Source organism: Arthrobacter sp. PAMC 25486 (assembly GCF_000785535.1).
Taxonomy (GTDB): Bacteria; Actinomycetota; Actinomycetes; order Actinomycetales; family Micrococcaceae; genus Specibacter.
On record NZ_CP007595.1, the window covers coordinates 332,997 to 347,375 of the forward strand.

9 protein-coding genes are annotated in these 14,379 nt (G+C 62.2%); 5 read left to right on the plus strand and 4 right to left on the minus strand.

The window, feature by feature from the left end:
* Positions 1-725: 725 nt before the first annotated feature.
* Entirely contained in the window at positions 726-1,175 is a 450-nt protein-coding gene (locus tag art_RS20725) for a hypothetical protein (protein WP_052135887.1), read from the minus strand.
* A gap of 286 nt (positions 1,176-1,461) precedes the next feature.
* Here art_RS20725 and art_RS01570 point away from each other — a divergent pair, with 286 nt between their 5' ends.
* From art_RS01570 to art_RS01595, 5 genes are all read left to right on the plus strand, one after another.
* Positions 1,462-1,722, plus strand: a complete 261-nt coding sequence (locus art_RS01570) for a DUF4235 domain-containing protein (RefSeq protein WP_038462116.1) — start codon at positions 1,462-1,464, stop codon at positions 1,720-1,722.
* Positions 1,723-3,983: 2,261 nt separating this feature from the next.
* Entirely contained in the window at positions 3,984-4,547 is a 564-nt protein-coding gene (locus art_RS01580) for a ferritin-like domain-containing protein (RefSeq protein WP_052135889.1), read from the plus strand.
* A gap of 35 nt (positions 4,548-4,582) precedes the next feature.
* Positions 4,583-4,849 carry a Rho termination factor N-terminal domain-containing protein gene (locus art_RS01585; protein WP_038462120.1) on the plus strand — a complete coding sequence of 89 codons (267 nt, stop codon included), beginning with the start codon at positions 4,583-4,585 and terminating at the stop codon, positions 4,847-4,849.
* Positions 4,850-4,903: 54 nt separating this feature from the next.
* Positions 4,904-5,380: a hypothetical protein gene (locus art_RS22765; RefSeq protein WP_253901433.1), complete on the plus strand. Its 477-nt coding sequence runs from the start codon at positions 4,904-4,906 to the stop codon at positions 5,378-5,380.
* Positions 5,381-5,466: 86 nt separating this feature from the next.
* Positions 5,467-5,700, plus strand: a complete 234-nt coding sequence (locus tag art_RS01595; RefSeq protein WP_038462122.1) for a CsbD family protein — start codon at positions 5,467-5,469, stop codon at positions 5,698-5,700.
* 943 nt (positions 5,701-6,643) lie between these two features.
* Here art_RS01595 and art_RS01600 read toward each other — a convergent pair.
* The 3 genes from art_RS01600 to art_RS01615 all read right to left on the minus strand — a co-directional run bounded on the left by art_RS01600 (position 6,644) and on the right by art_RS01615 (position 13,731).
* The gene (locus tag art_RS01600) at positions 6,644-9,229 is read right to left on the minus strand and encodes an excinuclease ABC subunit UvrA (protein ID WP_052136862.1); all 2,586 of its coding nucleotides are present in this window, start codon (positions 9,227-9,229) and stop codon (positions 6,644-6,646) included.
* Positions 9,230-9,384: 155 nt separating this feature from the next.
* Positions 9,385-11,166: a molybdopterin-dependent oxidoreductase gene (locus art_RS01605; protein ID WP_082000045.1), complete on the minus strand. Its 1,782-nt coding sequence runs from the start codon at positions 11,164-11,166 to the stop codon at positions 9,385-9,387.
* A 666-nt stretch (positions 11,167-11,832) separates the two neighbouring features.
* On the minus strand, positions 11,833-13,731 hold the full coding sequence (locus tag art_RS01615; protein WP_082000046.1) for a transketolase: 1,899 nt from the start codon (positions 13,729-13,731) through the stop codon (positions 11,833-11,835).
* Between the last annotated feature and the right edge of the window lie 648 nt (positions 13,732-14,379).

Sequence of the window (14,379 nt, forward strand, 5' to 3'; positions counted from 1 at the left end):
GGGCTACGTCGACTCCATGTCCCACACCCCGCGTCATGCACCTGCGCTCAGCAGCCCAGTGATGTCCGGCCGCCGCAAACTGGCAGCCCATCGCCGACTCGGAGGTCAATGCCTCCGTTGGCAGGGCCGCCGGGGCCGGGTTCACCGCCAAGGATTTCCCTACCTGGCAGGGCAGGGCACGGTGGTGGCGGCACTCTCGCTGGCACGCTCTCAACGTTCCGGCACAATGTCACCTGATGGCCGTTACCTCTGCCATCCGCGAAGCCTCCGAATGGCTTCACAACACCCCTGCCATTGCCAGGTATTCCTATGTTAATGCGCGTGTCATTGCGTAGTTTGAACGAGGGCAGGTTGCTGCGATGTGCAGGCAGTACGACACCACTGTGCTGGCGTAGCCGTCAGTTGGCGCGAGCCAACACTGACCGGCTTGTCCACCTTGAGAATAGTTCACCCCGGAGGGGGCCGCCGTAGAGGTACTTCCGCAGTTCAGGGCACCCGACCAGGTCGAATAGTTGAGGTTCATGGGGGCCTCCATGGCTGCGGTCGCCGGACCCGGCGGGGGCGTCCGGTCCAGGGGCGGTAGTGGCTCGGGCCTAGATGGGGGGCGTCCATCATGGAAACACCTCCTGCGATATGCGGAGGATCAAATTACGACCCGCGAGAAATTGAGTAGGTCGGCCAGGGCGGCGTAGGCAGCATCTGGACGGGCCGCTCCTCATGGGAGGTTACGCCGGGGCACCGGAGGCGTCTTCGTCCGACTCAGAGGAAAACGACTCACGCTCCGATCTCGTGGGACCGGAGTTTCCTTCCTCCAGAGGGGCTTCCGTGGATGGCGCTTCATGCGGTGTCGCATCGGCGGGGCCTACCGGAGCCGCCTCGGCATCCGAGCGGGAGAGTTCCTCGCGCAGCTGATCGTCCGTGCCGCCCAGACGCCCGGCACCTGGTTCGCCATCGCTGCCCGCGTCTTCATTCTCGAAAAAGTTTCGGTCAGGTGCCCCTAAACTCTTGTCGTCGTTCAGCGCTGCTTCATCGTCTTCTTGGCCAAGGGTGGGGTCGGGGGAGCCAGGATTGGTTGCAGCACCCTCGGGAATCTCTTGTTCCGGGGTCGGTGAACCGTAGCCGGCCTCGGCTGGTTCCCGGCGATGTTCCGGATTGGTGGCTTCGTCGCTGTTCATGATGATCTCCTTAGTTATTGCTTTGATGCGCTCATTCGGAAGTTTCGTGCCCGGAGCCTCGGCCTGTAGCCCTGGTAACGGGTGCAGTGCCCCTCTCCGGGGCCGGAGACCGCTGTAGAAGCAGTTTCGCCGTCTCGGCGCCGGTCCATGGGGCATGTCCACCGTTTAGTCCGCGGCCCGTTGCTCTCACTGTAACCACTGACAGCCGCTTGCGGAAGCCCACCCTGTTGGTCACGGTGGAGAGGGGCGATACTTAAAGTTCCTGCGAGATTTTGGAGACCCTGCAATGAAAATACTCATAAAATTACTGAGCCTCGGCGCCAGTGTGGCAGCCGGTGCCGCCGCCCGCAAGGCCCTGGAAGTAGGGTGGCGAAAAGGCGCCGGGCATGAACCACCCAAGAAGGCAGATGACCTCCGAAACCCTTTGCCGGGAGTGCTCGTGTTCGCCCTGGTCACGGCCGTAACGGGTGCCGTCATCCAAGTGGTAACCCAACGGTTGGCCCGCAAGGCCGTTGTTGCTTTGGAGCAGCACCCGGCTGAGGTCTAGGCGGCCGGGTCCGGGCGGACGTGACGGATTGTGCGCACCGTAGAAAAGGCTTGGAAACCCAGCGAAGGCCCACCGCGGTGGCGAGCGTCAGGAGTGCCTCTTGAACGCACTCGTGGCTTGCAATGCGCCGCTCTATGGCGCGCAGCCTGACGGCCACTTCCGATTCGATGCTGTCCCCGGCAAGGTCGAAGATGGCCGTCAGGTACAGTCTGTTTGGTCCGGCAAACTCCAGGTGCAGGTAGGCCAGGCGGACGCTTTCCGTACGGTCCACGAGCTGCTGCGCCACGGACTGCCAGCGTTCGGCCGTGGCGGCCTGGCCAACCAGGAAGCGCCTGTTCTTTGGGATGAGGATGACGGCGATGAGCCCCCAACAGCAGCCCCAATGCCCTGGAGCCGATGGAGTTGGGTATGCCCGAGCCGGAGGGTTGGTGTGCCACACTGCCGGCGAAAGCGGACCTCATGGTGGTGTTGGAACTGTTCAATACTTGGTCAAGGTCAGGGCGGGCTTGTTTCGGGGCTGCCGGACGAACTTGGCGCAAGGCTGGGGCGAAGGTGGCCCGCTCGAGCAGAAACGCTAGTGCCAGCACCATATACGCCATGGCAAAGTCCGCGGCTGGTTCAGGGGAAAAGAGTTGCTGGATCGCGTGCATGATGGATTCGGCAGCGCCTGCCATGAACAAATCAAACGCGGCAAACATCGATCATACGAAGGCTGCCATGCCATGGCCCGTGGGGTGTGCGGCGTCGTTGGGCTTTGCAGACTTCCGAGCTGCAACCATAAGGAAGATCAGGTTGCCGTGTCGGTCTAGGAATGTGCGGCCTCCGCGACGATCGATGCAGACCCGGTGACAAGGGCTGCTGCTGTCTTTTCCACGGCAAAGAGAATATTCATATGAAATACCAAGATGCTTGTCGTTGAGAACTTGGGCGGTTGTTTGTTGGCGGGCTAGGAATTCCCTAAATAGTGTGTCAAAGCGGGCTCCTCGGCGTTCCCGTGGGAGCGGTTGACGTATTGCCTGTCGTTCAGTATTGCTCGGCGGCGGCTGCAGCAGTAGTTGGAAGTGCGCACCAGTGCGTTCAGGCCGGAGACTGCAGCCGTGATGATTGGCGACGCCCGCATCGGGCACAGGGTTGGTGAAGCGCATTGCCGCCGGAGGGCGTGAATTGGACTAGCGTTCACGGGGCCGAGTGAGTTTGAAAAATGAGCACGCCTTGGATCCAACGTCGAAGGCCTGAAACCATGATTTTCCTTGGTGAGGCAGGCCTGGCGGGGATGTCAGCCCTAGCCCTTGTTCGCAACTTGGCACTGTCACAATCTGAGGGCTACGTCTCCGGACGGTTGGCGTGCTAGGTGCGCTACAGCATGCGTGGCGCTGAGATTTAGCTAGCACCCTTGCACAATGAACGGGTGGAAGGGGCCTGGGACGTCGAGCAGGATTTGATCCGCATGATCCTCGATGACGTTGGAAAGCGAAGGATCGTCGTTCAACCCCACAGTCTCGACGTGCGGAACGTCATGAGCGAGACCCCGGCTCCCTGCAGCGCCTGTTGCAGGAAGCCGGGGTCGGTTCAGGCTTTCGCTGCCACCGTGGCAACGCTCAGGGCCCTCCGCAGGGCTGATCCGCAATCAGGCCGCTATTCACTGGAATCTGCTGGCTTGTTTTACGTACTTGAGCGTACACAATTGTCCCCGGGACCCAGCGCGGTTCCGGGGGCAGTCGTTGATGATGATTAAATAACCGGAGGAGGCGTTGGGAAGAAGGGATCCGGATGCCCGGGCGTGTTGGGCTCCGGTACAGGCGTCGGAGGCTCACTGGGGACAGCTGGTTCGGTGGGATCCGCCGGGAAATCGGGTTGCGGAGTCCCCGGGACTGGTCCCGGAACCACTGGCTGTGGTTCGGTGGGCTGTTGTTCGTTCATGTGTGTTCCCTCTCATCAATGAGTTCTGCTCGCGGGCCCATTTCGGTGGAACGTGCGCCGCACTTATCTGCTCAAGTTCCGGGGTATTTCTCATGCTAGCGAGATTGCTACGACGCGTCCATGGCATTGGCAACCGCGTTGGGCGAGTGATGCCGCTGGGCCGCCGCCAGCCCACCGCAGAGGGTGTAGATATTTCCACTGGTCCTCGTTAGAGTCGGAGTGGCGGATGCAGCCATCGGCCCATGGAGCCCTGGCGGTGCCAGCTGTGGCGGTGCCTGAGGCATCGTTGCGTCACTGGAATGTTGCACTACGTGTACCAACGCGAATGCGGAGGAAAAACCATGTTTGAACACTTCACAACTCCAGAAGAAATCTTCAGCTACAAGCTGGGTTCTGCTTTGACCATGGAATATGATTCCCTCGAAATGCTCGAGTACATGGAAAAGAAAGCCATGCGCAGCGAACTGAGAGAAATTTTTCGGGAACATGCCCATGAAACGCGCCAGCAGATTGAGAACCTGAAACGGTGTTTTGCGTCGCTGGGGCAGGAAGTTAACCAGATGCCTTCGCCAGCCACCAAGGGGTTGGCCAAGGACGCCAAGTCGTTCATTGTGAAAACGGACGAGATTCTCGTCGACGCGGTCGTGTTGGCAGCGTTATTGGAGGCCGAACACCATGAGATGGCGGTCTACGAAAACCTCATCACCCAGGCCAAGGCGCTGGGGGCAGCAGGGACTGTTGAATTGTTGAGCAAGAATCTGCTGCAGGAACAATCCGCTCTTGAGAAGATCAAGACAGCCGCGAATTGGATTGTCCAGGCAAATGCGGAAGATCGGGCCCGGACTGACCCTGCTCCTGAGCCGGAAGTTGGGGCACCGCCGTACCTGCCGCCTGGCGCCATCTAGTCCCGTTTCGGCCCTGCACGGAGAGGAACCGCACCATGCCCAAGATGGACAACCCCAGCCTGAAGGATCCAGAGATGTACGAAGCCCTCCGTGATGACGGGGCGTCGGTCCAGAAGGCGGCCAGAATCTCCAACGCCGCTGCCAAGAACGGACGATCGGTTGTGGGGCGAAAGGGCGGCAAATCACGTGATTATGAAGACTGGACCGTGCCCGAGCTCAAGGACGAAGCCAAAAAAATCGGGCTCATGGGATACTCAAAAAAGCGCAAGTCCGAGCTTATCAAGGCTTTACGCAAATCGTAGTTGGGAAGGGAGCAGCGCGAGGCGGCTCCCTTGAACAAAACAGAGGATGATGACATGAATGACAGTACTGAACCTGTAGAAATTTCCACCCGCATGAGGCCCGGGGAATGGACCGCGGAGTCCTTGGAAGAATTGGTGGGCTCCTACCAGCAGAAGCTGCGGGAGATGGGTGCGCCGGAGCAGGAAATTGAGACCGTGGTACAGACGCCTGATGATGGCTCTGCCAAGGTCCATGTCAGCTGGCAGCATGCCGGAGTGCACACGTTCGCCAACATGGGCCAGGGCCAAAGCACCGCGGTGGAAGCGGAGAATTCACGCGGCCATGGGGAAAACATTCCAGCGGGGGAGAGCACGCAGGACTCCCAAGGTCTCGGCGCCGTGTTGGGAGACGCGGAGCGCTCAGCCATTGACGAGCCTCCCACCAAGCGGTCCGCGGACGCCGGAGCGAACACGCCGCAGTCGGATTTTCGTATCCTGACTGATGAAGAAGGCAAAACGTATGTTGAGGACGCTGGCCCCGCCAAGGAATGACGCCCCACGCGTGCCAGTCATGTGGCACTCCCCGCCGGTGAAGACTCGGCGGGAGAAGAAAAAGCAAACATAACAGGAGGAATGCCATGGGTGTCGCAGACAAATTTGATGCAGCCAAGGACAAGGTAACAGGGAAGATCAAGGAAACCGTTGGCAAGGCCACCGATGACAAGTCCCAGGTGCTGGAAGGCAAGCTTGACCAAGCCAAGGGAACGGCCAAGGACAGGCTGGCCGACGCCAGGGTCCCCCTGACGGAAGACACAACTGAAATCCACACCGATGACACAGAGGGCGGCGCTTCGACGACCGGAGGAGCGTAAACACACAGGATGTCCGGCTCGGCCCACAGGACCCCGAGAAGAAAAGGGGCAGCAGGTCCACATACCGGCTGCCCCTTTTAGATGCTTGCCCTGTGTGCTCGTGACACCATCACCGGTCTTGAAACTGGTGGTGTTGTGTCACCCACGGAGACACTGACGGCGACAGGATGGCTGAGTCCGGCCCGTGAGCTGTTAGCTGATGTTTGAAGGATCGGGTAGACGGGGTCAGTCTGCACTGGCACGTGTGCGCCGCTGACGCCAGCATCACCAGAAATACCAAGGAGCTTCTAGTGGGACCCCGGAAGCTCACCGGATCCGGCGCAACAGTGCAGAGCTGACGTCATAAAAATTGTGATGGAAGCGATTGTCTCAAGTGCGCCAACTCTTGCAGACCTGTGGGTCCAGCGAGGGTCTAGGCCGACGACGTCAACCAGCACGGTCTCGCAAGTAACCCATGGGGTCAGGCAGGGACCTTCCTCCAGAACGTATTGCTGTGCATCAGCTGGATCCACAAGGGCATCGGGGCAATTGCGTTTAGTGGCTTCAGTGACCAGTTTCAACATCCCTGTGACGGCTTGCTCGCTCAGGTGTTTAGACGCGGCTTTCGGTAGCGGGTGTGGGACGAAGCCATGAGACTCATCGCCTACGAAGTTAGGAGATTCGTTGTCCACGATGTTGCGAGGTTACACACCGGATCGTCCCACACCACCCGCTACCAAAAGCTCCGTCCTAACAGTTCTAGTCCCACCCAGTCTCAGGCGGCCTTTCTCCAGAGGCGGGTTGGTGATACTCGCCGCAGTGGCAAGTTTTACTGATCCACGACGACGTCCCTCCCCTCGAGCGCGCCTGCCAGCCGCCGTCGTCATCGCCGATGTTGCGGAGCCGGCGGGTCCTGCACTCACAGCCGCACTGGATGGCTGAGGCGCACCTACGTAGAACGGCTTTAAGGGACTTGTTTTGCCGGGCGAGTTCCGTCCGACCGGGTCAGTGCCCTCGAGAGGTACGGGGCGGTTCGGCTTCCGCTGACCGACGCCACGTGTTCGGGTGTGCCAGCGGCCATGATGCGGCCGCCGTCGGACCCGCCGGAAGGGCCCATGTCAATGACCCAATCTGCGGCAGCAGCGACGTCCATGTCATGTTCGACCACCACCACCGTGTTTCCGGCTTCCACGAGGCGGTTGAGCTGGTGCAACAACAGGCGCACGTCCGCGGGGTGAAGGCCGGTGGTTGGTTCGTCCAAAAGGTAAAGGGTGTGGCCGCGGCGGGCCCGCTGAAGTTCGGTCGCCAATTTGATGCGTTGGGCCTCCCCTCCGGACAGTTCGGTCGCGGGCTGGCCTAGACGCAGGTAGCCGAGCCCCACCTCACGCAGGGTTGCCAGGCTGCGCGCGGCTGCCGGAATCTCGGCCAGGAACCCTGCTGCCGCATCCACGCTCAGCGCCAGAACCTGGGCGATGTTGCGCCCGTGGTATTCCACCGCGAGGGTTTCGTCGTTGAATCGGGAGCCATGGCAGACCGGGCAGGGACCGTAGCTGCCGGGCAGAAACAGCAGCTCAACTGCCACTGATCCTTCTCCCAGGCAGCTTTCACACCGTCCGCCGGCGACGTTGAAGGAGAACCGTCCTGCGCCGAATCCGCGGGCCCGGGCGCCGGCCGTTGCCGCGAATTCGCGGCGCACGGAGTCAAACAGCCCGGTATACGTTGCTAAATTGGACCGTGGTGTGCGGCCAATGGGACGCTGGTCGACTTGAACCAGCCGGTCCACGGGATCGATCCCGGCCATTTTGCTCACAACCGGACCGCCCGTCCTTTCCTGGGGCTCCACAGCTGTCACCTCGCCATCCGCCGGCAACGACGCCGGATCGGCCGTGTGCACTTGGGTCCCTGCCGCCTTGGCCAGCACCTGGAGCAGGGTTGACTTGCCGGACCCGGAAACTCCGGTGACCGCGGTCAGGATCCCCAGCGGCACGTCGGCAGCAACATTCGTCAGGTTGTGCAGGCTGATGCCTTCCATCCGCACCCAGCCTGGGGAAGCCCGACGGCGGCGGGCCGGGTCCCTGCCCCCGTCGGCAACGCCGGACGCGCCTGATGCGCCGGACGGGAATGTTGCGGACGGCGGCTTCGCCCCGAACAGGAAGGGACGGGTCACGGACTCCTCCACCTGCGCCAAGCCCGCCACCGGTCCGCTGTAAAGCACCCGCCCGCCGTTCTCGCCGGCCTGGGGGCCCACATCAACCAACCAGTCCGCGCGTCGCACCACGTCCATGTTGTGCTCGACGACAAACACGGAGTTGCCCGAAGACTTCAGCTGTTCCAACACCTCCAGCAGCGGTTCTGCGTCTGCGGGGTGCAGGCCGGCTGACGGCTCATCCAGCACATAAATGACCCCGAAAAGTCCCGACCGCAATTGTGTGGCAATCCGCAGCCGCTGCATCTCACCGGGGGAGAGGGTGGGGGTGGCGCGGCCCAGGCTCAAATAGCCGAGTCCAAGATCCAGCAGCACCGACACCCGCTGGAGCAGGTCCTTGGCAATGGCTGCCGCGACAGCCTCGCTGGTTCCTTCAGCCTCGTGGTGGGCGGCGCCGAGGTCCCGCAGCACGGCCGCAAGGTCTGTCAGGGACAGCACATTCATCGCGGCAATGTTTCGTCCCCCGACAGTCACGGCCAAGGCGTCGGGTTTTAGTCCGCTGCCGCCACAGCTGGGGCAGGGCCCGGAATGCATGAAGGCCAGTGCGCGTTCCCGCATCGGCTGGCTCTTGGAATTGGCGAGGGTGTGCAGGACGTGGCTGCGCGCGCTCCAGAACCTGCCCTTGTAGGGTTTTTCCACGCGGTCCCGTTGCGGAGTGACATCCACGACCGGCTGTTCCTCGGTATAGAGGATCCAGTCCCGCTGCTCCCGGGGCAGCTGGTTCCAGGGCATGTCGACGTCGTAGCCAAGCTGGATGAGGATGTCCCGCAAATTTTTGCCCTGCCAGGCGCCCGGCCATGCCGCGACCGCGCCTTCCCGGATGGTGAGAAGCGGATCCGGCACGAGCAACTGTTCACTGACAGTGTGGGAGGTGCCCAGGCCGTGGCATTCCGGACAGGCCCCGGCGACCGTGTTGGGTGAGAAGGAATCCGAATACAGGATGCCCGCACCCTCCGGGTAGCGCCCGGCACGGGAGAAGAGCATGCGCAGGGAGTTTGACAACGTCGTCACGGTGCCCACCGAGGAGCGGGTGCTCGGCATGCCACGGCGCTGCTGCAAGGCAACTGCAGGCGGCAGGCCTGTGATCGCTTCCACCCGGGGGTTGTTGCCCTGCTGGATCAGCCTGCGGGCATACGGTGCGACCGACTCGAAATATCGGCGTTGGGCTTCGGCAAAGATGGTCCCGAAAGCCAGAGACGATTTCCCGCTGCCTGAGATGCCGGTAAAGGCGACAATCGCGTCACGGGGAACATCAACGTCGACATTCCTGAGGTTGTTTTCACGGGCACCGCGAACCCGGACATAACCGTCGGACGGTTCACCGAAGACGGGAAACTGGGGCATGTCGGTGTCAGGAGTCAGCACTTTCACGACACTAGGCTATTAAGGAGCTGCAGGGAAGTTTCCCACAATGGCCCATGATCGGCAGCCCGTGACTTTCCAAGCGTGGCCTTGAGCAGGCGACGGTTGCGGGCCGGCCCGCGGCTGCATTCACCGACTTAAATCGATTGGCGGTAGCCGAAGAACTCGTGATCGTTGTTGTAGCCGCCCAGTCCTCCGCCGACGTCGTCGAAGTCCTCAACAAACTCGATGCCCTTGATCCACTTGACGAGTTTGAATCCGAGCTGGGTCTCGTTGCGGAGCCGAAGCGGTGCGCCGTGGCCGAACGAGAGCGTTTCGTCGTTCATGTCGTACGCCAGCATGGTCAGCTTGTAGCTCATCTGCTCAATGGGCTGGGCGTCGTAGTAGATTCCTCCGTCCGGGCCAGCGGCGAAGGAGTAGAAGATCACCCATTTGGCCTCCGGCCTGGGCTTGGCGATGTCGAGGATCGTCTGCATGGAGACGCCACCCCATTTTGCGACACCCGACCAGCCCTGGATGCAGAAGTGCTGGGTGATCTGCTCATGGTGGGGGAGCGCCCGCAGTTGTTCCATGTCCAGCTCCACCGGATTTTCCACCTGGCCGTTGATGCGCAGTTTGTAAGCGTCGAAGTTGCCGGTTTCAAGCTGCTTGTATTCCTCGGTTTCAGGGTATTTTCCGTTATGCCAGAAGTACGGGGAAATATCCTTCTCCGTGTACTGGCCGGGCTTGGAATCAATGTGCTCGAAAAGGCGCTGGGCCGGGCCGATCAGGGCGAAGCCAACCTTCTGGACAACACGCGGATGCCTGTAGGTGAAGGGAGTGGCCGCCACCCAGCCGACGATCACGACGACCATGGAGGCTGCGAAAATCCAGAAACCCGTCCACGACTCGGCGTCTTGGGCTGCGTACATGTGGTTGAGATTGCGCAGGGCCCCTGTGGTCAGCACGAGTGTCACATGGATGACGATGAACAGGACGAACCAGCAGAGCACCATGAAGTGCAATGAGCGGGCGACCTGGATGCTGAAGACGGTGCTGATGGCACGGAACCGGGTGGAAAGTGCTGGAGACATCCCCAACCCTGTGATGAGGGCTGCGGGGGCGGCGATGAACACGGTGATGAAATACGCCAGTAGCTGCAAGCCATTGTAGTTGACCCAGCCGGTTTCCAGTGGCCAGTCCAGGGACAGGTACTGGATGGCAACCGAGAGGGAGTTGGGGAAGACGTCCCAGCTCAACGGCACCAGCCGCATCCATTGGCCGGTGGAGAAGATCAGGATGTAAAAGATGATGCCGTTGAGCAGCCACAGCGTGTCGATGCCCAGGTGCCACCACCGGGCCAGGCCGATGGAGTGGCGGCGGCCGGGCAGGCCCACGCCGTTGGGCAGTGTGATGGAATCCTGCTTCGCGGTGTACAGCGGGTCCGTGGGGACCGGCTTTTGGATGCGGAACCACTCCTTGCCAGGCGTTGAGTGTCTGGTCCAGTACAGGCGGGGGTGGTCGGAGAGGATGGTCAGCCCTGAGCGGATGATGAAGATCATCAGGAACAGGTTCAGGAAGTGCTGCCAGCCCAGCCATGCGGGGAATCCGACGGGTGCGTTGTCAGGCTGCTCCGAGGTGCCAGGGTAGCGGAGCATGAAGTCCTGCACGGCAGGCAGTTCGCGGATGCCCTTGGCGACGGCAATGCCCACAATCAGCAGCAGCAGTCCGATGGGTATGAGCCAGAGCAGGTTGAACCACTTGCCCTGCCCGATCCTGACCCTCGGGGAAACACCGTACTGCGCGGGAACACCTCCGGCCCAGTCCTCGTCCACCACGGTGTACCGCGTGCTGTCGAGCTCATCCCGAAAACTCGCCCTGCGCCCGCCCGCGCCACTGTCCGCTGCGGGTTCGTGCTGGCCGTTCGGTGAAGCGTCCATGCTCCTGAGCGTATCCCGTCTTGGACATTAAAAGGCCGGAATCCAGGAAGCAATTCAGAGTCCCGGGTCGCCCAGTGCGGAAAGCACATCGGCATTCAACCGCGAGATCATGTCCAATGGAATGCGGACCGCTCATCCCGTGGCCAGGGCGTTGATCGCCTCGCCACGGAACATACTGCACCACGTAAACGCCCCGCTCACATCTTGAGAATGGGTGAAGTACGGCACCACTGCGCAGAAGCCGACAGCCACACACCACAGTGTGATCGTCATCGACAACGGGTGGGCGACGATCGCCAAGCAGAACCTGATAGGCATAAGGAATCTGCGCACCGACAACCAGGCTCGCCCATACTATTTCATCGGTTCCCCTCCCCGCGCATGGGGCGGGGCAGGACGCACAGTCTCGGGTTCACAGCCCCGGACCTTGAAGGTGCGAGCTGCCGGCCAGTCCGGCCGTGACCTGTGGGCCCCCGCTGGCGGCCGGTGCTTTGTTGTTGGAGATCATCATCATCTGCCGGGATAGCGCTGCGTTGGGTGGGATACCCGGGTCAGGGACATAAGGGTCAGCTTCCGCCCATCATGACCTAACGAACCTAGATTTCCTCTCCGCTACAGGCACTGTGCTCCCTGTGTCGGGACCCGACGATAGGCATGCCGAGTAAGTCAGGGATTTCCTTGGAGCAGTTCCCGGGCGGCGGCCGTGATGTGGCGGGCGGAGATGCCTGCGGCGTCGAGGAGTTCGGCCGGGGTGCCGGAGGTGGGGAGCCCTTTGACGGCAAGGTGCTTGATGTGCAGCTCCGGCGTGTCCGGGCTGGCGAGTGCTTCGAGTACGGCGGCGCCGATGCCACCTTGGGGGTAGTGGTCTTCGGCGATGACGATCCGACCGCCGGTGTCCAGACAGGTCCGGCGCAGGGTGTGCGCGTCGAGGGGTTTGATGGAGTAGAGGTCGATGACGCGGGCGTTGATGCCGGCCTCGGCGAGTTGCCGGGCGGCGGTAAGGCATTCGTGCACGGTCACCCCTGCTCCGATGAGTGCCACGCCGTCGTCGGGCCCGGCGTGATGGACTTTGCACCCGCCGATGGGGAACTGTTCATCGGGTCCGTAGAGCACCGGATACGCTCCGCGGGTCGCGCGTAGATAGGAGATCCCGGAGGTGTCGGACATGGTGCGGATGAGTTGGGCGGTGGAGGGCGCATCGGCGGCGTACAACACCGTGGAGGTGTGCACGGCCCGCATGGCGGCGATATCCTCGAGTGCCATTTGGGAGGGGCCGTCCTGGCCGATTTCAACGCCGGCGTGGGTGCCGACGAGCCTGATGCTGACCTCGGACACTCCTGCCATGCGGATGAAGTCGAAGGGGCGGGAGATCAGGAACGCGGCGAAGCTGGACGCGAAGGCGACATAGCCTCGGACCGAGATCCCGATGGTGGAGGCGATGAGTTGCTGTTCGGAGATGAACATTTCAAAGAAGCGCTCCGGTGCGGCGTCCTTGAATTCGCCGGCGTGGGTCGAGTTTCCAACTTCACCGTCAAGGACCACGACGTCGGGCCGGGCGGCCAGGGCGGTGATGGCGGCGCCGAAGGCTGCCCGGGTGGCGACCTTCTCCCCAATCTCCCAACGGGGCAGTGTGATGTCGGCGTGGGGGTTGGGGCTGATTGCAGGGGTCCCGGGGTCTGGGAGGGGGCTGGTGGTCTGCAGGCCGGTGGGTCCGCCGAGGGCGGCTATGGCAAGTTCGGCGATGTCCGCTGGAATGGCCTTGCCGTGCCAGCCGTTTTTGTTCTCGACCTCGGGCACACCTTTGCCCTTGATGGTTTTGGCCAGAATGACCGTGGGCTGCTCAGGGTTGGAGCGCGCCCGGGTGAGGGCGTCGTCGATGGCGGTGAGGTCGTGTCCGTCGATGATGATGGCGTGGGCGCCGAAGGCCTTCACCCGTTGGGCGTATCTGTTCATGTCCCATTCGAATTCGGTGGGTCCGTCCTGTCCCAGTCGGTTGACGTCGATGATGGCGGTGAGGTTGCCCAACTTGTAGTAAGCGGCCTTGTCCAGGGCCTCCCACATAGAACCCTCGGCCATTTCGCTGTCCCCGCACAGCACCCAAGTGTGGAAGGGAAGTTTGTCGAGATATTTGCCGGCCAGGGCCACTCCGACTGCATCCGGCAGTCCCTGTCCCAGTGATCCGGTGGCCACGTCCACCCAGGGAAGGATTGGTGTGGGGTGGCCTTGGAGCCGGCTGCCAAACTGTCGGTAGGTGTTGACCAGTTCGTCCTCCCCGATCACCCCGACGGCCCGGTACATGGAGTACAGCAGTGGGGACGCATGTCCCTTGGAGAATATGAGGTGGTCATTGGTGGCCAGTGACGGCTGGTCCCAGTCGTAGCGCAGGTGCCGGGACAGGAGGACGGACATGAGGTCCGCTGCGGACAGCGACGAGGTGGGGTGGCCGGATCCGGCCCGGGTGCTGCACCGGATGGAGTCAACGCGCAGCTGGGCGGCCAGTGCGCCCAGTGCCGCGTACTGATCGGGGCTATTTGGTTCCGTGGTATTGGACTGATTGGGGTTCATGTTCATACCTTTCGCGTACTGGAGGAGTTTTCGTTCTGTCGAGGAGTGACATCCCTGTCCGCATCGTGCCAAGTGGGCCGAGGGTGTGTGTGTATCGCCCGCGGTGGTTCACGAATGGTGGCGGGATAGGCCGGCGAACCGGCACTGGGGGACCGTTGGGCGGTCACAATGCCGGTGCAAGCCGGACCGGTGGTGAAAAAGTCACACTCATGGCGGCAAAGGACTCGCAGCCCCCTGTGTGACTGATCCGCGTGGGACACGCGGCTGGCGTGCGTGTGGCAGCGTCAGATCGGCCGCGGCGTGGACGCCGACGCGGTGGAGTTCTCTGGTGTCGGGTAGATTAGGAACCCAACGCCAGCTGACCGCTTGCGGCGGCGCGTCAGACCCGGTGGCCCAGATCCCGCCCAAGCGATCGCCAAGCCAGGGACTGCGCCGTTGCGGTGTCCGGTGTTGCGTTTGCCCGTCGCCAGCGGTAACTTGGCGGCACCGGTCAACCGGGTTGGTTCCGGTCGCGACAAGGAAGCGCCGACGCCAATGGCGGGTAAGCCAGCGACGTTTCCCGGCTCTTCGCCAATCGGGACGACCCTCAACAGGGTAGGCAGCCATCGACTCCTCGATCACCAAGTGTAAAAACTGTGGCCAGCTTCT

Bases quoted from the DNA above. Each gene is read 5' to 3' on its own strand.
- art_RS01580 (WP_052135889.1), top strand. From the start codon at position 3,984: ATGTTTGAACACTTCACAACTCCAGAAGAAATCTTCAGCTACAAGCTG.
- art_RS01615 (WP_082000046.1), bottom strand. From the start codon at position 13,731: ATGAACCCCAATCAGTCCAATACCACGGAACCAAATAGCCCCGATCAG.
- art_RS01605 (WP_082000045.1), bottom strand. From the start codon at position 11,166: ATGGACGCTTCACCGAACGGCCAGCACGAACCCGCAGCGGACAGTGGC.
- art_RS01600 (WP_052136862.1), bottom strand. From the start codon at position 9,229: ATGCCCCAGTTTCCCGTCTTCGGTGAACCGTCCGACGGTTATGTCCGG.
- art_RS01595 (WP_038462122.1), top strand. From the start codon at position 5,467: ATGGGTGTCGCAGACAAATTTGATGCAGCCAAGGACAAGGTAACAGGG.
- art_RS22765 (WP_253901433.1), top strand. From the start codon at position 4,904: ATGAATGACAGTACTGAACCTGTAGAAATTTCCACCCGCATGAGGCCC.
- art_RS20725 (WP_052135887.1), bottom strand. From the start codon at position 1,175: ATGAACAGCGACGAAGCCACCAATCCGGAACATCGCCGGGAACCAGCC.
- art_RS01570 (WP_038462116.1), top strand. From the start codon at position 1,462: ATGAAAATACTCATAAAATTACTGAGCCTCGGCGCCAGTGTGGCAGCC.
- art_RS01585 (WP_038462120.1), top strand. From the start codon at position 4,583: ATGCCCAAGATGGACAACCCCAGCCTGAAGGATCCAGAGATGTACGAA.